Origin of the sequence: Nostoc sp. DedQUE07 (genome assembly GCF_034530975.2) — a bacterium.
Classification (GTDB): Bacteria; Cyanobacteriota; Cyanobacteriia; order Cyanobacteriales; family Nostocaceae; genus Nostoc.
In genome coordinates, this window is the sequence record NZ_JAVRCC020000006.1 from 222,186 (window position 1) to 241,595 (window position 19,410).

Here is a 19,410-nt window from a genome sequence, read left to right on the forward strand (position 1 = left end):
AAGAGTATTGGCTAAATTTTCAATCTTTTCATCTCTTTAATCGGGGCAAGAAATCTATTCTGTGCTGGCTGAGTTTGGGATTTCAAACTTATTTTATCAACGAATCAAGACCAGGAAAATTATGACCTCTTTAGATCCTAATTTTTTTGACATCCCGGACAAAAGCCTAATCATCATCGACCCAGCCGTTGATGACTATAAAAAGCTAAATGGCAACAACTTGGAAGTCATCTTTAAAGACGTAGTAGATCCAGAAGTAATAACAGTAACTTCAAAAGCAGAAAAACTACTGAAAGCTCCACCAAAGGAATTGTTAGCGCCTCCTGGTGATTTCAATCCTACATTACTACTGTTTTTTGCATCTGTGACAGTACTGGTGTCATCTCATTGCGGTTACTGGCTTTGGCAATGGCCAGACTGGCTGTGTTTTGTTTCTAACACTATTGCTTTGCATTGTGCTGGAACAGTAATTCATGATGCTTGTCACCAATCTGCTCACCGCAATCGAGTCATTAATGCCATACTAGGTCATGGTAGCGCCCTGATGCTAGGGTTCGTTTTTCCAGTGTTTACACGAGTACATTTGCAGCATCACGCTCATGTTAACCATCCCAAAAATGACCCAGATCATTTTGTTTCTACGGGTGGCCCGCTGTGGATGATTGCATTTCGATTCTTGTCCCATGAGGTGTTTTTCTTTCGACGGCGACTGTGGCGCAAATATGAGCTATGGGAATGGTTAATTAGCCGCTTAATTGTTGTTGCAATTTTTTATATCTCAGTTCAATATCATTTTTTAATGTACGTTCTCAATTTTTGGGTTGTACCTTCTGGTATAGTGGGATTAATACTGGGCTTATTTTTTGATTATTTGCCTCATCGTCCCTTTGTTGAACGCGATCGCTGGAAAAATGCTCGTGTATACCCTAGCCCAATTCTTAACATCCTGATTTTAGGTCAGAACTACCATTTAATTCATCATTTATGGACTTGTATTCCCTGGTACAAGTATCAGTCTACATACTATCTGATGAAGCCTTTGTTAGATGAAAAAGGCTGTTATCAAACTTCGGGGTTGCTACAAAAGAAAGACTTTCTAGAGTTTATTTACGACATCTTTGTAGGAATTCGCTTTTCTCATCAAAAAACTAAAAATCAAGATGAATTACAAAGTCTTAAATAAGCATTAACTCGTGAATTAGTCATTAGTTATATCATGTCCGCCGAATTACCCATAATAAAATAACCCCACCCCCAACCCCTCCCCGCCTGCGGGGAGGGGAGACAAAGCACAGCTTTGGCGGGGTGGGGTTCTTCGGGTTTAATAAGCAATCAAGCGGACATGATATTATTGGTCAATAACCAATATCTCGTTCCCAGTCTCCGACTGGGAACGAGGAAAAAGGCTTTTCACCCAGTCCCCAGTCCCCAGTTCCCAGTCCCCAGTCCCCAGTCCCCAGTCCCCAGTCACTTGCTATATAACTATTTTATTTTTTGTAAATCAAAAAAACTGAACCAATTGGCCCAAGGTTTTCTACATAAGTTTTCTGGTTGTAATACAATCCTGGAGACATACCTCCATCAAATAAAATCCCTTCTTGAATCTTACCTAAACAGTTATTGCTAGCAATACCTTCTAAGACATTATCAAACATATCTGGCAGTAATTCTTGATTAAGTTGCGATAATTCAATCTGAGAATTAGCTTTCAAGTCATTAACTAATAAGATTACATAGCCTTGATTCGTGATCGCTGCCAAAGAGCGATTAGTTGCATTTTTACAAGCAAATTCTCCCAAATCTTGACAAATATCTTTAAATTTACCCTGACGATAGAATCTGCCATTACCGCCCACTAAATTGTAATTGAGAATATCGTTCGTTCTTCTGCCAGCTTGAATAGTAGCCTGTCGCTGCTGGGGTGTACCTCCTGATATTCCAAAGGAAGAACGTTTATTTTTAAATGCTCCTGAATACTCTACGCCACGAGAAATATTTAAGCCTTGGGGTTTATCATCAGTATCTATATAGTCGGCATTAATTGCGGCAATGGGTAGCTGTCCGTTTAACTTGGCATTTTCATCAGCGATAAGTTCACGAAACTGTTTTGCTACATATTCTTTACGCAGTTTACCTCTACTATCTTTGGCGTAAAGTTTATGAGATAGACCAACATTAACTTTGAAATCTAATTCTGCTGATTTGGGATTAAAAATAATTACATTGTTAATACCTTTAGGATTTTTTTTACCTTGATTATTGGTTTTAAAAAAATCAATACTGAACTTGGCATCTTTGCCAGGGCAACTTTTAGACGCTTTTGGGACTAAATTTGCTTCCATCTTTTGACAACCTGATAATAAGCTTGCACTGATTATCAAAATAAATAACAAAAATAATTTTTTTGTAAACATAATAATACAAAAAAAACCGCTACAGAATTACTATAGCGGGGAATAATTTAAAATTTCAGTCTGGAGTCAATCTCAGAACTAAAACTTAAGAGAACCATTCTAAGACAGCTTCTTCTTTGGTGTTGGTATTCCGAGATGGTGTCTCACGATTAAATTTCATCTGAATTGAGCGGGTTTGCTCGCCATCAGCAGCTACAGCCAAAATTGGGTAGTCAATTAAACCATCTTGGAAGGACATCTGGAAGCGGAATGTTCCATCTGGATTCAGCTTAATTGGACGGCCACCAATAGTTACAGTAGCATCGGGTTCGGTTGCACCGTAGACTATCAACTCAGCATCGGCAATTAACCAGAACTTGCGCGGACGCACTGGTACGGCGGAAGCCGAGAAGCCAACACCTGACATTCCTGCACCGGAAGCGGTTAAACCAGACACGGTAGGAGTTGCCCACAGACCCACACCTGATGGGAAAATGTAAGAGCTAATAGCTTGTTCGGGACGCGCTGCACCTTGCTGGGAGCCGAAGATAGAACCAGCAACCCGTTGTGCTTCGGCAGATTCCGCTAAACCAAATATTTCGTCGTAGATGGGGTTGCCGTTACCATTTACAACAACATTGCCATTGGCGGTAGCTGCAACTTTCTTGGCAGGAGGAACTAGTTCGTACTGAGTTTTGCCACGTAAATCTTCTTCAAAATTTACAGTCACGAAGACATCCTCAATCCAGTCAGAAGGATAGACAGGAGGAATGTGTACTTTACTAGAACGAGCTAGTACTAACCAGCGACCATCAGCAGCACGATAGCCGATATCGATCGTATAATCGCGATCGCTAACTGGAACTGGTAAATACCATTCTCTAGCTAGTTCATCAGCAGGATATTCTTGAATGCTATGTGGGCTTTGGTATTCGATATCGATGTCGGTGACATCATAAATCCGTAGTGCCAGTTGTTGTCCGCCTTGCCGACGCAGTTCCTCTTTGTGTTCATTGGGAACATCCCAGTAAGTGTAAGCCCATTGAGGATCGCGCGGTAAAAGTACAATCCGGCTTTCACCATAGCCAGAAGGCAAATCTGCCAGTCCTTCATCAACATCAGCTAAAGATCCACCAGTACGATCTTCCTGACCTAATTCAAACTTTGCAGCTTCCACGGTTTCTTGTGCCTCCAATGAACGAGATGGACTGAGTAAGTTTTTGCTACGCTGGACTTCTTGTATTGATGTCAGCAGTTGTGATTTACGCATTCGGCTATAGCGAGAGATGCTATATTCGCTAGCAACTTTGCGTAGTTGGCGTAAGGTCATCTCCTCTAGTGGCGGGCGTTCTTTTGCCATTTATTTGGCCTCCAGTAGTTTAAGCGGTAAATGATTTCCCCTGGTTAAAGAATGCTATGTAAAATCTCATCCATTCCAGATGAATTTCTTATTCCTGACTCCTGGTTTTGCCCAGTTTTTAAGTTTTTTAATCTGTTTTTAAATTGAGCCAACATCCTTTCAATTCCTTATGATGCCAAAATCAGCATTTCTTTGGGATCGGAGGATTTCTATTTGTTAAGTCTATATTAACCACTAAGCATATCTAGGGATCAAGGGGTCAGAAGTAGGTTTTTTGGCTGTTTCACGAATTTATCAGCCCTTCTGGGATCTTATTGTCATGAAAACATGACAATAATGGCACTTTACGTGTTTAGCAATAGATAAAATGTCAACTTTTCATGACATTGCTTTCTGGGTTAGCCAAAAATCCCAATTCTTGAAGAAGAATTCAGAAGTCAGAATTTAGGAGCAAAGCCAAAGACGCTGCCCTATCAACTCTTTCGTTCAAAATTCATTCTGATTTCTGGCGACTGACGCCTTTATTCAGTTTCGTTAAGCGATCGCCTTTTTCACCCACTCTTCATGTGAAATTAAGTCCCAAGATAGTGTGTAGCCCACCATAGAAGAACTTAAGCTTGGCATATAAGTTTAGGGTTTAAGGAAATAGTTATGAATAAGGAAACAGTTCCTAGTCAAGCTGAAAAGTCTAATCCAGAAGGCGATCCATCAGAATTAAGTCCAGAGGTACTAGACAAAATCAAACACCCTGCAAGAATAGATGATGTTATTCGAGAGCAATCACCACAAGAACGTAGAAGTAACCCAGCTTTAGTACCAGAAATGATTGACGATCCATCTGATAATGATTGATTGGGTTTGCAAAACAGTAATCGATAAGTTCAGATGCCCGACTTTTGAGAGAAGTCGGGAATCTTTTATTCATAAACCATTCATGCCTCAACCGCCTCAACTTGATTTAGGTATTTCAAAGGATCTCATTGAATCTCATCAACTGTGACTCTCTGCATTTGAATATTTCGGCGTAGTGGTATCAGGATAGTAAATTACCTGATTCCATATCTGCTAGCTAGCCGAATAATACAACATTTTCAAATGAGGAGGTAAATCTATCTCTTGAAATTGTTCAGCCGGAGAAGTAGGTAAACCACTTAGTTCAAATAAATCTCTTATTTTCCGAGATAGCATTTGAATTAGAGTACCATTTTTTGTCAACTCATATATATCATCCTTGTCTAGAACAACTATCATTTTATTTGTTTTGGCATGAAAAAGTATTTGGCGAAGTCTACAATCACTAACTTTTCTTGTCCTTGGATCACCTTTTTTAGGAAAACCTGTTGCTCCATTAAGTGTAATAAAAATACCAAGACCTGCACTTTTTAAATTTAAATCCATGATGCTGCACAGTCGAGCAAATTGCTTATCTGGCACAGATGCTTTTGTTGCTTTCGCCTCGATAACTATATCTCTCTGATTCCACTCAAGATATAAAGTTTTACAGACATTTTGCCAAAAAATATCATCACCAGTAACTAACAAATCATATTGAGGCCCTGCCGACTGAAAACTTTTAATGCTTTGAACCCCTTTTAGTCCTTTAAATACTAGAAGTACAATCTGTTCTAGCAGCTTACCAGCTTCTTGTGTTTCTTGGAGTGTGGGTTTTTTTAATTGAGTAAATATCTTAAGGTCATCCAAATATTCAGAAAGTTTAACATCTGTTTTATACAGATAAGAAGCTAACTTATTTAATGCTGGATTTCCTAATTCCAGCAAATCCATAGCATTAATTATAGATTCTACAAGTTCGTCTTGAGTTGGCATAATTTAATCAAACAAATTCAATTGATTGCTTAGATGTCGCCATCAGATCAAACGATAGCTCATTATAATTTTCTACAATACTTTCACAATGCGGACAAATCCAAGGTAAATCAGGAAACCCTATACCGTAAGGAATTGCACCCGCAGGAACATCTGGCTCACAATTATGATATATAAGAAGCTTCATTTCACAGACTCCTTCTGCTTCAAGGTCTGCTAAGAGTGCCAAAGCATTAGAGTATTCTATACCCAACCGTACAGCAAGTTGATGCGGCATTGCTGTTGTCGATGCCGTCAGAAAATGCTTGCTCAGTTCAGCCTTCTGTTTTTCAGATAAGAAGTCCAAATGACCCTTGTGGATGAAGCTAGTCATGACCTTAGCCTTAAAATCCAAGTTCTTTTAGCAGAAACTCAAGAACACGAGTACTACCACCATAATACCCTGAATAGCACTTGAGGTGTTGAAGAGAATCTTGAGTTTTAGAGTTAGGCTTGAGTCCAAAATAGCAATGTGCTTTGATAATCTGTTTTAATTTAACTTCTGTTAATATCTCTGTTTCTATTTCATTAGCTATTAATATTCCTGTTTTTATTTCATTCGGTATTAATTCCCTGTCTAATTCAAATTCATAAGATTTAGTACCCCAATCTTTGATTAAGGTAAATAAAATCGCATCTTCAGCATTACTTATTTTTTCTTGCTCACCGGACAAACCAAGTATATTTAGAACAGAATGAGCTAATTTTTGCGATAGAGCTTGTAATCCTCTAACATCAATTTCTTGAATTCCAGAACTATGAGCATTTATAAAAAGTCCAGAAGCTTCGGCTCGAATCCTCAAATGTTTCCATTTATAGCAAACACCATTTATTGATTTATTGAGGTATTTATCCCACATATCATGCAGAACAAGCTGATGGAGATTGGGATGTGTCCACTGAGCTTGGCAATGATTAGCTAATTCATCAAAAAATCCAGGAATATGATTCCAGAAAGGGAATTGAGTACGTTGTTCTATGTGTTCATCGGCTGTTGAACTATAGGTAAATCCATCCCAGGATAAAGCTAAGTAATCTTTGTCTACCTCAGCAATTACAGACCAGCGAATATACCGTTCATCTAATTGGCTAGCAGTTCCAGACCCTCGACGCACATAATCGACAATTCTATAAGTTCGGATATACCATTTTTTCTTGGGTTGATTCGGTTCGTAAATTGGCCCGTACCAACCATCCTGACCAAATTCTTGTAACAAAGATGCAGAAGAGTTTAAATTAGGTGTACGAACGCACATACCTAGTTTCAAGCTCAACCATCTTCTTGACTGTTTGACATAAGCAAGTAATATCTCATCTGAAGTAAGTTTACCTTTTTCAAGTCCATTCGCTATATCTACTGCTAATTCAGCTTTTTTAAGCCGACTTGTCTGTGATGAAATAATTCCAAGGGTTTCAACAGTAAATTCCGGGCTAGATAGAACTTTTACACAGAATTCCTGACCTGGAGGAAAGCCATGATCAACAAAAGCGTTAACACTCATAAACTATTGCTCAAAATTTTGATCGATTCATTTGAAAGGTTGTTAAAAAAAGAGCATAGCAAAAAGTATCTACGCTTAAGCAATTTCTAGTATGGACGGCAAAACGGCCGCCCTTCAAAAAATAGAACTAACCCAAGACTGACTTTAACTCACTTTGCACTTGTGCCAACGCCTCTGCCAATTTTCTCGCATCTCTACCGCCTGCTTGCGCCGAGTTCGGTCTTCCATCGCCACTGCAAGTTTTAGCGATCGCATCCCCAAGTTTACCGAGTGTATAACTGCAAAATTATACCTTTCAGGACTTTTAAAATATCCTCTAATAGCACAGCCTAAGTATCAAATTTAACTTGATTAATTAATGGATAAAATTATCTGATAACTTTGCATAAACCTAAGCTTTATTCATAGATATTTTGTAAGTGTGTTCGCATATACATTTGCCTCCTGAATAATGGAAGGCTAAATCATCATTGTCATCTATACTAAGTTAGATTCTGGAAAGTTAAAGTTTATAACCAGGGTCGTATATACAGGAGCGATTATAAAGTCATTTAATCAAATATTACTGACTGTGTTAAAGATAATATCTATACCAGCAAAGTTTCCAAATCTCAAAACGAACAAAACTAACGTCTGGTGAAAAATTATTAATCGAAATAAATTCAGGAATTAGACAAAATCATGAAATAACATAGACGCACTGCAAATGCGTCTTATTGGCGCAGCCTCCCCTCGAAAATACAAGCAGCTTGCCACAAAGTTCTTGCGTAAGTCCTGATATTGTGAAACCATAAATTGTAACTTGCTGATACAACTAACTAATTTGTCTCTAGCCTCACTCCAGAAAAATTACTGGTAGTACTAACAATCATGACGCGATCGCCAAATTCAGAAAACAATCAGGAACCATCTAACCGTCGTCTGTGGCTCCTGCTTTTAGGACGTACCAGTTTGGCTCTAGGTGGGGTTTTACTAATTGGAATTATAGTTGGTGCTTGGTGGGCTAGAAACTATGTATATAAAGATTTAGCACCGTTAGTACAGCAAAATCTTGAGCAATTACTGGGGCGTCCAGTAAAAGTTGGGAACGTTGAACGTTTTTCGCTTTCTAGTCTGAGATTTAGCTCTCTATCGATACCAGCCACTCCCACCGATGCAGATCGGGTGGTAGCAAAAGCTTTGGATGTGCAGTTCTCGCCATTGCAACTTCTTCTTAGCCGAAAATTAGCATTAAATGTCACCTTAGTTCAACCCAATGTCTACATTCAACAAGATAAAGATGGTCGTTGGGTGACAGCCCAAGTTAAGGCTGGAGAGGGACAAGGTTTTATTCAAACTGAGTTGCAGTCACTTCAAATTCAAGATGGCAATGTAGAGTTAATGCCATTCACTGCACTGACTAAACCCAACGGCTCAGTCATATTAGATCGAGTTGGTGGTATTGCCCGATTTTCCGATCGAAATCAAAGGATCGGTTATGACTTCAATACTCAATTCACTAGGGGAGGCGCTGCTAAAATTGTTGGCGAAACCCAAGTAAAAGCTCAACAAACTAACCTGCAACTTTCAGCCCAAAATTTACAAGCATCCGATATCACTCGATTAATTCAGTTACCCATCGCTCTGCAAGCAGGGTATTTAAATGCTGACTTAGGAGTTCAGATTCCACCCAAACTTTCAGACATCGCAATTACGGGAACAGCTACAGCTAATCAAATCACCGCTAAAATTCAAAATATTCCTCAGCCGGTTTCTAATTTTAATGGGAAATTTCTATTTCAAGGTCAGACAGTTACTTTAGATAATCTGAGTACGAACTTTGGCAAAGTTCCGATTGTGGCTAATGGAACAATTAATACTCAAACAGGTTTTAATGTCTCTGCTCTGATAAAACCTGTTACTGCGAAAAATATCTTAGATACATTGAAAGTAAATTCGTCAGTTCCAGCTAGTGGCGAAATTCAGGCAAAAATTCAGGTAGGCGGCGCACTTGAGCAACCAGTAGTCAGCGGTACAGTAAGTAATACCAAACCGATTCAAGTTGACCGCATTCAATTTAATACCATCAACACTGATTTTCGCTTGAATGCATCTAAAACTGCATCTCAACTTACTGTCTCCAATCTGAAAATAGTCCCCGCCGCTGGTGGTGAAATTACCGGAGGCGGTCAAGCTAATTTGGGAGCTAAAGATGGAGTAATATTTAATGCTCAAGCTGATGGAATATCAGGAGATATACTAGCACGCAGCTATGGTGTTACTCTACCGATCGCAGTGGGGAATGTTTCCGCAAAAGCTCAAATTTCTGGCTCACTTCGCAAACAGCCTTTAAAACTTGATGTTTCCAATGTTCAGATAACGCCGCCAGCCGGAGGACAAATCACCGCCAATGGTCAAATTCAACTTGCTCCTCAAGGTGAAGTAGGCGTAGATATTCAAGCTCAAGGTATCCCAGGAAATGCGATCGCTCAAGGTTACGGCATTTCAACTCCGATTAATGTTGGTGGTATATCTGCGAACGCTAAAATTTCTGGTTCTTTGGGTACACCGTTAAATGTCAACGTTTCTCGCGTTCAAGCAAATCCAGATGTGGGAGGGCAAGTCACAGCTAGCGGACGAGTTCAGCTTGCACCCCAAGGTAGGGTGGCATTGAATGTGCAAGCAAAAAATATACCAGGGGATGCGATCGCCAAAGCCTACAATTCCTCACCCTCGATTACCATTGGGAATGTCTCGGCAAATGCCGATATTTCCGGCACTCTGAGCAATCTGCAAACAGTCGCGCGGGTGCAAGCGCCTAGTGCCACCTATCCCACTAGCGGACGAGTTGTTGTTACCAAACAAGGAGAGAATATCGTCTTTCCCGATGCGGTTGTGAACGTGGCAGGTGGGACAATCACAGCTCAAGGTCAACTTGCACAACAACGCTGGCAAGGATCTGTCAAAACTTCTCAAATTCAACTCAACCGTTTCTCACCACAACTGCGAGGACGGCTGAATAGCAATATACAGGTAGCAGGCACAACCCAATCTTTCCAACTTGCAGATATTCGCGCCGCCGGACAAATCAGCCTTCCCCAAGGAGTAGCGCAGCTGGCGAAACCGCTAACTGCAAGATTTCAGTGGAATGGACAGCAGATTATCGTTGAAAACGCAAGTACCGCAGGATTTACTGCTAATGGTGCAATCGCGATTCAGTCTCCCCCAACTGGCGCACCCCAAATTGCTGGATTTGATTTAAATGTACTGGCGCAGAATTTCAACCTCCAAAATACTGGCTTTAAAGTTCCTGGGGACGTAGCAATAGCAGGACGACTTGATTTTAATGGCAAAGTTACAGGTACTCCAGATGTACCCCAAGCTAATGGGAATATCCGGCTGCGGAATTTCAATGTGAGTAACTTGGCGTTTGACCGACTTTTAACTGGAAACGTGAATTTTCAAGGCGGACAAGGAGGAAGTCTGCGATTAGCTGGAAAACAAGATCGGATTGCGCTTAACTTAGGCGCAGATTATCGTCCCACTTCATTTTTAGTTAAACGCGATGAAGCAGTTACTACGGGTAGAACTGAGGGAGATAACTTGATAATCAACGCCCAACAGTTTCCCATTGCTCTGGTTGGCGGCTTTTTACCTAACAATCAATTGAAACCTTTGGGGGGGCAATTATCGGGTAATTTAGTTGTTAATTTAAATAATTATGCCATTGCGGGAGATGTGGCGATCGCAGGGCCTCGCGTTGCCAGAGTTGCAGCCGATGAATTTCGCGGCAACATCAATTATGCTGATGGTACAGCTAGCTTGGCTAATGGTCTATTGCGGATTGGCGATAGCAACATTGCTCTCAGTGGTAATGTGCAAGCAGGGAATGACCCACAATTTCAATTCCAAGCTAATTTTGCCGAAGCCAATATCCAGAGACTTTTACAAGCGTTTAATATCTTCGACTTTCAAGACCTTAGTACTGGGTTGCAGCCTCCGACGTTAGCTGGAGCAGAAGCATTGGAAACTGAGCCTGTCACCTTGCCGAATGCAGACTTGAAAACACAGTTAGCATATTTCTCGAATATTACAACAGCGATCGCCAAAGAACAGCAAGTAGAGAAAAAACAAACCGCATCTTTACCCAGCCTTGCAGAATTAACAGGTGCTTTAAGCGGAGCAATTACAGCCAATGGCTCGTTAAAATCTGGGTTGAATGTCGGCTTTAATTTTCAAGGTGCTAACTGGCAATGGGGTAATTATTCCATCAATCCAGTCGTTGCTCAAGGTACTTTCGCCGATGGTATCGTCACCCTTTCACCCTTGAGTGTGGGGATAAATCAAGGACTAGTGGCGTTTTCAGGACAGTTAGGAACTGAGCAAGTATCTGGAAAGTTGAATGTAGCCAGTCTGCCTCTATCACTTTTAGAGCCTTTTATCGAAAAATACCCCGTAGATATCACTGGTAATGTAAATGCTGATGCCACTTTAGCAGGTAGTTTGCAAGACCCCAGAGTTCAAGGGAAAGTGGCGCTAGCGAATGCGACCCTTAACAAGCAACCCGTGCGAACAGGAGAGGTGAACTTTGATTACAACAAAGCTCGCTTGAATTTTGATAGTACCTTACTAGTAACAGGAACCCAGCCAGTTGCAATTACAGGTAGCGTACCTGCTCCTTTGCCTTTTGCCAAAGTGCAACCTGATAGCAATCAAATCAACATCGACGCCAATGTGCAAAATGAAGGATTGGCACTGTTAAATTTGTTGACCAACAATCAAGTCGCTTGGGTAGACGGTCAAGGAAAAGTAGATTTAAATGTTCAAGGTACTTTAACCGAACCAATTATCAACGGCAACGCCACATTTAATAATGCAACTTTTAGCGCTCAAGCCTTATCCGATCCTCTCACGAATGTCACAGGAACAGCACTATTTAATGGTAGTACGGTAAGCGTTGAAAATATCCAAGGTAATTACAATCAAGGGCAAGTAACTGCATCAGGTATCTTGCCAATTTTTGATGCTCAACAAGCCGCAGCTAATCCCCTGACAGTATCAATAGCAGACAAACTCAATTTTAAGCTTGCAGGACTGTATGAAGGTGGTGTTGGTGGCGATGTCGTGGTTCGCGGCACAGCGTTAAAACCTGTAATTGGTGGAGAGATTCAACTGAGTGATGGTCAGGTAATTATTGGCAACTCGCCTACTACGGCTAAAAAATCAGCAGCTACAGCAGAGTCTAATACTAAGGTGATAAATCTAGATAGACAACAGGCTAACCCTAACGTCATACCGACAGCAGAGAATAACGCTAACTCAGTAGCTACAGTGGATGGAAGCACTAACTCAGTGGCGACAACAGACGCAAGCACTAACGCCGCAACTCCACCCAACTTACCTGTAACGTTTGCAGATTTAAAGTTGATTTTAGGCAAAGATATTCGGGTTACAACTCAGTCCCTACTCAGCTTTGTACCAGGAGGAGCGGCATTAAGTCAGCCCCTATTGAGATTTGACGCAACAGGCGACTTGACCATTAATGGTACATTAGCCAAACCGCTTCCTGAAGGAGTCATTCGTTTGACAGGAGGACGACTGAGCTTATTTTCTACTGAGTTCACCTTGGCGCGGGGCTATGAACAAACTGCGCGGTTTACTCCAAGTCAAGGACTTGACCCGACTTTGGATGTCCGACTGACGGCAATTGTACCGGAAGCATCAGCAAGGAACACTCAAACTTTAGAATCACCATTGTCTTCTGAAGTCAGCGATGTTTCTGTAAACAACTTTGGGACTTTACGTAGCGTTACCGTTCAAGCGAGGGTGAACGGGCCAGCTAGCAAATTGGGTGACAATCTAGAATTGACGAGCGAACCTAGCCGTAGCAAAGGAGAAATAGTTGCTTTGCTGGGTGGCTCAATTCTGGGTTCTTTCGGTCAGGCAGATGCAGGCCAAGGGCTGACAAATTTCGCTAGTTCTACCATTTTAGGTAGTTTACAAGGAACTATCACTGCGATCGGACAAGCTGTTGGTTTCAGTGAATTTCGGATATTTCCGACTCCATCGATTAATAATGATGAATCAAAAACATCAAGAGCTTCAATTCTTAATTTATCAGCGGAAGGTGTGTTTGATATTAATAAAAATTTCTCTGCCTCTTTATCACGCGCTCTTTCTAGCGATGAATCTTTCCGTTTCAATGTCCTCTATCGAGTCAATGACGAAATTCTGATGCGAGGCTCAACTGATGTAGGGGATGAAAATCAACTCCAAGTTGAGTATGAAACCCGATTTTAGATTGCTGTATTAGCATTGTTAGAGGTTGTTTGAAAAGTATTCGGCTGTGACTTTAAGTACATTCAGATCCCCCCTAACCCCCCTTAAAAAAGGGGGAATAAGAATCAAAGTCCCCCTTTTGAAGGGGGATTTAGGGGGATCAAAACTGATTTGATACAACATCTTTAAGGACTTTTCAAACATCCTCTTAGGCGAAACAATCGCATTGCTGGCCAATAAACTAACTAATTACCTGGACAGGATATCACTCAATACTGTTTGGTCAAGGCAAGAGACGCGATGAATCGCCGTCTCTACAATAATCAGTCCTTTGTAGAGACGGCGATTTATCGCGTCTTTGACGAGCAATAATTTTCATCAAAAAACCTTAACCGAACCGTATTGGGATATCACTGATGATTAAGTTGTTGGTTTGGATCTTCTTGATTTGTTACCACAGGTGATGCTGCTGTCTCCACACTTTTTTCTTGGGCTTGTATTTCCAGTAGTTGAGGAATTGTCACAAATCTATAGCCTTGGGCTTTTAAACCTGCGATCATTTCTGGTAAAGCCTTGACAGATTTAGAACGGTTGCCGCCTCCATCGTGCAGCAGGACAATTGCACCGGGTTTTGCATATTTCAGCACATTTTTGACCAGCCCTGGAACTTGAGGCGAATGACGTTCAGCATCTCCCGATTGTTCTGACCACATCATGACAGCGTATTTCTCGTTTTTGGCATATTCGGCTAGCCCATTGTTCAGAAAACCCCCAGGAGGACGAAATAGAGTAGTTTTCTCTCCAGTAGTCTTGTAGATGATTTCTGCTGTACGATCGATTTCACTAGCCGCAGTAGCTAAATCCATGTGGCGATACCAATGATGCCATGTGTGATTACCAATTATGTGACCATCAGCAGCCACTTGCTTGGCAACTTGAGGAAAATATTTCACCATTTCCCCGATCATGAAGAATGTGGCTTTGATATCATTTTTCTTCAAGATTTCTAAAATCTGTGCTGTATTTTTGGGACTGGGGCCATCATCAAAAGTTAGGGCAATAACTTTCTCATTCGGTTTTAGTTTCCCTTGATAAACGATTGCTCCCTGAAATGCCTTTGGCACTTCATTCATCTGCTCTGTGACTGGATTTATGTTCTGTGCATCTGCACTCATCAGCTTGTTATGACTCGCTTTAGCATTCTCGCTTTTTGGCTTGAGAATTCCCAACAAATGCTCAAATCCGCTTGTGGTTAAAAGCAAGCTGATACCTAAACTACTAGCACCAGTAACCAATATAACAATTATTATTTTCAGTAATAAAGATAATTTACGACTAGACACATTAAATCTCCTCAAATATTAGTTATTGGGGATTGGTTTCTCCCTGATGTTCCCATACCTTATATCATGCCCGCGTGATTACTTATTAAATTGGAATTACCCGGACTTGATATTATTCCTAGCCTGTTGTAATTAATATATCTACTGCTGAAAGAAAAAAGAAAACAATAAAATACCTTGAAACATTCCAGCTAAAGGATGTCTCAATTTAGTCAGTACTAATTTGCCACCCAGATACCCTGAATCAAATAACACTCAGTAAATCGATCTGACCAGTAGAGCCAGCAATGATAGCAGTATAACCGTAACCTGGAGAAATGCTAGGTAATCGTTATATCATGTGCGGATAATCGCTTACGATCAAAGTAGTGAGTGCGAAGATGAGTAATATCATGTCCGGTTAATTAGTTATAATTCCCGTAATCTATGCAGAAACGGGAAAATTCCTCTTTCCCCTAGCTAAGAAGCCCCCAGCAAGAACTGCGGGATTAATGATAAGTCTTTACCGGACACGATATTAGTTAGGGGCGCATAGCTAGCTGTAAGCCCATACTTCACGCAATTGAAAACATGTATAGCAAGGGACTGGGGACTAGGGACTGGGGACTGGGTGAAAAGCCTTTTTGTGTCTAAATTTTATCATCTGTTAATGTCCTAACCATTTTGGCTGTTGCCATATAATTCAGTAGCGCCGAAAGTCAATACTGCGATACTACGAACAGTGTTGTTTATTGATTGATGTATGCTAATTACTTGTGGCTTGCCAGTGCTATGGCAACAATGAAGAGATGTTGGCTAGATGTCAAATCGAAGCGCAAATTTGCTTGGACTTTTAATTGAAGCGAGAACGTTGTTGACGACGTTGTTTGTGCCTAGCAATTGCTTTACGCTTCTCTTTTTCTATCGGCGTCTCAAAGTGACGCTTTTTTCTCATATCTTGGAAAATTCCTGCTTTAGAAACTTCCCGTTTAAATCTTCTCAAGGCTGATTCAATACCTTCATTTTCTCCTAAAACTACTTGTGTCATTCTCATTCCTCCTTAATATGGATGAATAGTTCAAGACTAGATACCAAATAAAATATTCCAGCAGAATGGAGCCTTTGGCTTTATCTGCTGGAGACTCTAAATGTGAAATTTTCAGGAATCGACTTAGTAGCGATTGTTGTTGCGGCGGGCATTATTACCGCCACCCCAGCTACCGCGAGAGGAGTTGCTTCTTTCCTCACGAGGTTTAGCTTTGTTCACTTTCAAATCACGTCCCATCCACTCAGCGCCATCAAGTGCATCAATGGCAGCTTGTTCTTGTGTGTCTGATTCCATTTCCACAAAAGCGAACCCACGCGGCCGGCCTGTTTCCCGATCTGTGGGGAGTTGAACACGGTTTACTGTTCCGTATTCTGCAAAAGCCTGCTTTAGGTCATCTTCTGTAACCTGATAGGACAGGTTTCCGACGTAAATTGACATAGAAATCTCCGAATTCAGGGAGTGTAGAGAGTTAAATTCGGAGAGACGGTTTTTAGAAATCAAAACGAGTTACTCAACCGAAAATAATCTTTATGTCCATGAGTGTAGCACAGCATTCAGCCTTTGAATATTGTCTGATAGTGAATTTTATTCACAAATCAAACCTTTAAAGACGGTTTGCAGACTTTCTAAAGACTGGCTTTTTTTGCTTGTACTATATCAAGTTACACTTTTAATCGGAAATCGTAATTAACTCGCGATCGCCCAGATATTTAGTGTTTTCAAAATTAAGCTGTGGACTAAGAGCTAAAGATTATTATTCGTAATCAGATTAATCATACCACGATCGACTGTTTTAAAAGCAAATTAAAGCAAATTAAAAAATATTCATCATCCAGTATCCCGTTAGCTATGGTCAAATTGCGCTAAGATCCCTTCTGCTTTTTTACATAGTAGTTCGTGATATTCACCATTACTAGCTAGCAAACCTCCCCATTGATTGATATCACCAGTGTTATACTGCAATGGAGTGCCGTCGAAGTGGGTAAATTTACCACCGGCTTCTGTTAAAATCAATTCTGGAGCGGCGATATCCCAGTCTTTGGGCGCAGACTTGCCGGAAAGGGAAATGTAGATATCTGCTTGTTGCTCAACAATGGTGGCGATTTTGCAGCCTACACTACCCACAGATTTCTGATTTTGACAGGGTAAATTTTGTAGCAGATGATCTAACCGTTGGTTGCGGTGAGAGCGACTAACGACTAAGGTTAAATCCTCAATTCCTTTACCTGAAGACACTTGTAAAGGAACAGATTCGTTGCGGGTTTCCACAAATGTACCCCCGCCTTTGGTAGCGTAATATAACTTATGAGCCTCTGGTACTGCCACCACTGCCAACACTGGGCGTGTTACCTTGACTAAAGCAATGTGAACTGCATAGTCGCCAGTTTTTTTGATAAAATCTCGCGTGCCATCCAAAGGGTCAATTATCCATACCCAAGGGGCAGAAGCCTGTATACCACTACTTGACGATTGATAAGTTTCTTCGCTGATGTAAGCAAAATCTTCGTTACCCAAAGTTGCTTGTAGCCTCTGCAAAATGTATTGACTTACAGCTACATCGGCAACAGTGACAGGCTCATTCTGCTTATATTGGATTTCTAAATCAGGGTGTTTTGCAGTACCGTGGTAATACGATCGCAGTATATCTGCTGCGCCCCAACCTACCTCACGAGCGATCGCTAATATTTCTTGTAAATCTTTCATTAATTTGGCCTATCTAAAAATATGCATAACGTGATTAGGGGCGCACAGCGATACTTAGTTTAACTAATTACAAATTACGAATTACGAATTACGAATTACGAATTATCTTAAATCCATCCAGCGCCGAGTACCAAAAAATTTACAGGAATCAGCTGCAATATTAGCTGCCAGTGCCAGTGCATCAGTGAAGCTTTGGCTTAAAATGTAATGACAAAAAGCACCGTGGAAAATATCTCCAGCCCCTAACGTATCAACCGCTTGAATCTGCGGCACATCTACGATACCAGTTTTAGTGCCACTCAAGTATTCAATTGGTTCTTGCCCGTGGGTAATGGCGATGTGAGGAATGTCAAATCTACTGAGATAGCTAAAAACGTCTTCTCCAGTCTGGCAGTTGGGGGGATAAAAATTAGCTGAACAGATAGCATAATCCACAAACGGTAGAATTTGCTCAAATCCAGGCTTCCAACTACCACCATCGATCGCTACTGGGATATTATTGGCTTTAGCCATTTGAGCTATGGAATCACCAACCACCATCTGATGTCCATCAATCAGTACGATATCGACATTCTGCAAAATATCTGGCGGGATAGAGGCGCTGCTAGCTTGAGTTTTGACAGCATTGATCGAAACCACAGCGCGTTCACCTGTAGCTTGAGTGACAATAATCGAAGATACAGGCGGTACTAAATCAGTAGTAGGCTCAAGGTCTGCGATCGCAACTTTGTAATTTGCCAAGTCATCTCGAATCAGCTGCGTCATTGGGTGAGAACCCACTACACCTAAGACAGTAGCCTGATTTCCTAAATAATTGAAAGTTACAGCCGCGTTTGTTGCTGGCCCCCCTGCCGCTACAGTATAGTCAGTAGCGACAATCTTCTGATTATTCTTAGGGGCAGAGTCAGCAAGGTAAATCAAATCTAAAGTTACTAAACCTACAAATAATCCACGATTCATCTGCTCTTTCGTTCAAAATTCAATTGGAAAATTCTGGCTCACTTCGACTCCTTTCGACTTCGCTCAAGGCAAGTCGCTCAGTGACCTCCTGACTCCTGAATTCTTTCTTGGTAAATGGATATGGCTCTTGGCGACTGACAACTTCGATTACTGTCTTTAACCAATCAATATAAGTTTCTTCTCTTCGGATGATCAACTCCAGCACCAGCCTTTGCATCACCTGGTTGCGGTTGGCAGATTCATCACCGATTGATGGCAAATCGATGGTTTCACATTCAGCCAGCTTTTTGCTTCGAGCCGCTAATTGTTGCTTTAGTAGGTCAATGATGGTTTCATTCGACAACTGATCTGCAAAATGCAACTGGACGAGTAAAGGTTCTCTGATAGTCGGTAAGGGCTGATGAATCCCTAGCCATCGCCTAAATTCCGCTTTCCCTAGCTCCGTCACACTGTAGACTTTGCGGTTGGGGCGATCGTGTTGAATCTCAATGTTACAGGTAATCCAGCCTTGCTCAACTAGCTTATCGAGAGTTCTGTAAATTTGTGCCTGATCTGCTGGCCATAAATGGGCAACGCATTGATCGAAGCAGCTCGTTTTGAGGTCGTAGCCCGTCATTTCTTGCTGCTGAAGAAGACCTAAAATTACATTTGCTAGCGACATGAAGATGGTTTTCCCATAATTGATATTTTCTCGCTCGGTTCTACACTATGTACTTCTTATAATTTTATGCTAATATATGATTAATCAGATATAAGACATAACGGTTATAAAAAGATATGCTCATTATAATGCTTCTTAGCAAGGAAACCAAATAGATAAGAAACTCCATTCACCAGGGCATGGGGGAGAAGAAGGGAATAGGTTAAAGGTTACAGGGTACAGATTATTCCCTATCACCTGTTATCTGTCACTTCTTCCCCAATCCCAATACCCAATTCTCAATGCTTAGAAATTACTTAAGCCATTGAAGACTATTGTAACGAGAGGATAAGTAAC

General features: G+C 41.1%; 13 protein-coding genes and 1 pseudogene. 3 read left to right on the plus strand and 11 right to left on the minus strand.

Annotation, left to right across the window (positions count from 1 at the left end; genetic code table 11):
* The first annotated feature begins 121 nt into the window (after positions 1–121).
* Positions 122–1,183 carry a beta-carotene hydroxylase gene (crtR, locus tag RMZ95_RS07490; protein WP_322684446.1) on the plus strand — a complete coding sequence of 354 codons (1,062 nt, stop codon included), beginning with the start codon at positions 122–124 and terminating at the stop codon, positions 1,181–1,183.
* A gap of 304 nt (positions 1,184–1,487) precedes the next feature.
* Here crtR and RMZ95_RS07495 read toward each other — a convergent pair whose 3' ends face one another.
* Together RMZ95_RS07495 and RMZ95_RS07500 are read right to left on the minus strand one after the other, a co-directional pair.
* Positions 1,488–2,414, minus strand: a complete 927-nt coding sequence (locus RMZ95_RS07495) for a phosphodiester glycosidase family protein (RefSeq protein ID WP_322684447.1) — start codon at positions 2,412–2,414, stop codon at positions 1,488–1,490.
* 85 nt (positions 2,415–2,499) lie between these two features.
* Positions 2,500–3,753, minus strand: coding sequence for a DUF4912 domain-containing protein (locus RMZ95_RS07500; protein ID WP_322684448.1), 1,254 nt, complete (start codon positions 3,751–3,753; stop codon positions 2,500–2,502).
* A gap of 651 nt (positions 3,754–4,404) precedes the next feature.
* On the opposite strand from RMZ95_RS07500, the gene RMZ95_RS07505 reads away from it, so the two are divergent.
* A complete protein-coding gene (locus RMZ95_RS07505; RefSeq protein WP_322675341.1) occupies positions 4,405–4,605 on the plus strand; it encodes a hypothetical protein in 201 nt (66 codons plus the stop codon).
* Between the two features lie 213 nt (positions 4,606–4,818).
* Here the strand turns inward: RMZ95_RS07505 and RMZ95_RS07510 are convergent, their stop codons facing one another.
* The 3 genes from RMZ95_RS07510 to RMZ95_RS07520 are packed head-to-tail and all read right to left on the minus strand — an operon-like array spanning position 4,819 to position 7,121.
* Complete coding sequence (locus tag RMZ95_RS07510) at positions 4,819–5,580, minus strand: hypothetical protein (RefSeq protein WP_322684449.1); 762 nt, start codon at positions 5,578–5,580, stop codon at positions 4,819–4,821.
* Between the two features lie 7 nt (positions 5,581–5,587).
* Positions 5,588–5,953, minus strand: a complete 366-nt coding sequence (locus RMZ95_RS07515) for a hypothetical protein (RefSeq protein ID WP_322684450.1) — start codon at positions 5,951–5,953, stop codon at positions 5,588–5,590.
* 10 nt (positions 5,954–5,963) lie between these two features.
* Positions 5,964–7,121 (minus strand): hypothetical protein, encoded by a 1,158-nt coding sequence (locus RMZ95_RS07520; RefSeq protein ID WP_322684451.1) that lies wholly within the window; start codon positions 7,119–7,121, stop codon positions 5,964–5,966.
* Between the two features lie 870 nt (positions 7,122–7,991).
* On the opposite strand from RMZ95_RS07520, the gene RMZ95_RS07525 reads away from it, so the two are divergent.
* Entirely contained in the window at positions 7,992–13,400 is a 5,409-nt protein-coding gene (locus RMZ95_RS07525; RefSeq protein WP_322684452.1) for a translocation/assembly module TamB domain-containing protein, read from the plus strand.
* Between the two features lie 389 nt (positions 13,401–13,789).
* Here RMZ95_RS07525 and RMZ95_RS07530 read toward each other — a convergent pair whose 3' ends face one another.
* The 6 genes and pseudogenes from RMZ95_RS07530 to RMZ95_RS07555 all read right to left on the minus strand — a co-directional run.
* The gene (locus RMZ95_RS07530) at positions 13,790–14,722 is read right to left on the minus strand and encodes a polysaccharide deacetylase family protein (RefSeq protein ID WP_322684453.1); all 933 of its coding nucleotides are present in this window, start codon (positions 14,720–14,722) and stop codon (positions 13,790–13,792) included.
* Positions 14,723–15,554: 832 nt separating this feature from the next.
* Positions 15,555–15,749, minus strand: coding sequence for a 30S ribosomal protein S21 (gene rpsU, locus RMZ95_RS07535; protein ID WP_069073011.1), 195 nt, complete (start codon positions 15,747–15,749; stop codon positions 15,555–15,557).
* A gap of 123 nt (positions 15,750–15,872) precedes the next feature.
* The gene (locus RMZ95_RS07540; RefSeq protein ID WP_292779617.1) at positions 15,873–16,187 is read right to left on the minus strand and encodes an RNA recognition motif domain-containing protein; all 315 of its coding nucleotides are present in this window, start codon (positions 16,185–16,187) and stop codon (positions 15,873–15,875) included.
* A 405-nt stretch (positions 16,188–16,592) separates the two neighbouring features.
* Positions 16,593–17,453: a 3'(2'),5'-bisphosphate nucleotidase CysQ gene (locus RMZ95_RS07545; protein WP_322684454.1), complete on the minus strand. Its 861-nt coding sequence runs from the start codon at positions 17,451–17,453 to the stop codon at positions 16,593–16,595.
* A gap of 102 nt (positions 17,454–17,555) precedes the next feature.
* On the minus strand, positions 17,556–18,413 hold the full coding sequence (locus RMZ95_RS07550) for a sugar kinase (RefSeq protein ID WP_322684455.1): 858 nt from the start codon (positions 18,411–18,413) through the stop codon (positions 17,556–17,558).
* A gap of 127 nt (positions 18,414–18,540) precedes the next feature.
* A pseudogene (locus RMZ95_RS07555) lies at positions 18,541–19,074 on the minus strand (PadR family transcriptional regulator); the annotation flags it as partial.
* Positions 19,075–19,410: the final 336 nt, after the last annotated feature.

Coding starts and splice junctions, on each gene's coding strand:
- RMZ95_RS07495 (WP_322684447.1), bottom strand. CDS start 2,414: ATGTTTACAAAAAAATTATTTTTGTTATTTATTTTGATAATCAGTGCA.
- RMZ95_RS07540 (WP_292779617.1), bottom strand. CDS start 16,187: ATGTCAATTTACGTCGGAAACCTGTCCTATCAGGTTACAGAAGATGAC.
- crtR (WP_322684446.1), top strand. CDS start 122: ATGACCTCTTTAGATCCTAATTTTTTTGACATCCCGGACAAAAGCCTA.
- RMZ95_RS07520 (WP_322684451.1), bottom strand. CDS start 7,121: ATGAGTGTTAACGCTTTTGTTGATCATGGCTTTCCTCCAGGTCAGGAA.
- RMZ95_RS07545 (WP_322684454.1), bottom strand. CDS start 17,453: ATGAAAGATTTACAAGAAATATTAGCGATCGCTCGTGAGGTAGGTTGG.
- RMZ95_RS07550 (WP_322684455.1), bottom strand. CDS start 18,413: ATGAATCGTGGATTATTTGTAGGTTTAGTAACTTTAGATTTGATTTAC.
- RMZ95_RS07510 (WP_322684449.1), bottom strand. CDS start 5,580: ATGCCAACTCAAGACGAACTTGTAGAATCTATAATTAATGCTATGGAT.
- RMZ95_RS07525 (WP_322684452.1), top strand. CDS start 7,992: ATGACGCGATCGCCAAATTCAGAAAACAATCAGGAACCATCTAACCGT.
- RMZ95_RS07515 (WP_322684450.1), bottom strand. CDS start 5,953: ATGACTAGCTTCATCCACAAGGGTCATTTGGACTTCTTATCTGAAAAA.
- rpsU (WP_069073011.1), bottom strand. CDS start 15,749: ATGACACAAGTAGTTTTAGGAGAAAATGAAGGTATTGAATCAGCCTTG.
- RMZ95_RS07505 (WP_322675341.1), top strand. CDS start 4,405: ATGAATAAGGAAACAGTTCCTAGTCAAGCTGAAAAGTCTAATCCAGAA.
- RMZ95_RS07500 (WP_322684448.1), bottom strand. CDS start 3,753: ATGGCAAAAGAACGCCCGCCACTAGAGGAGATGACCTTACGCCAACTA.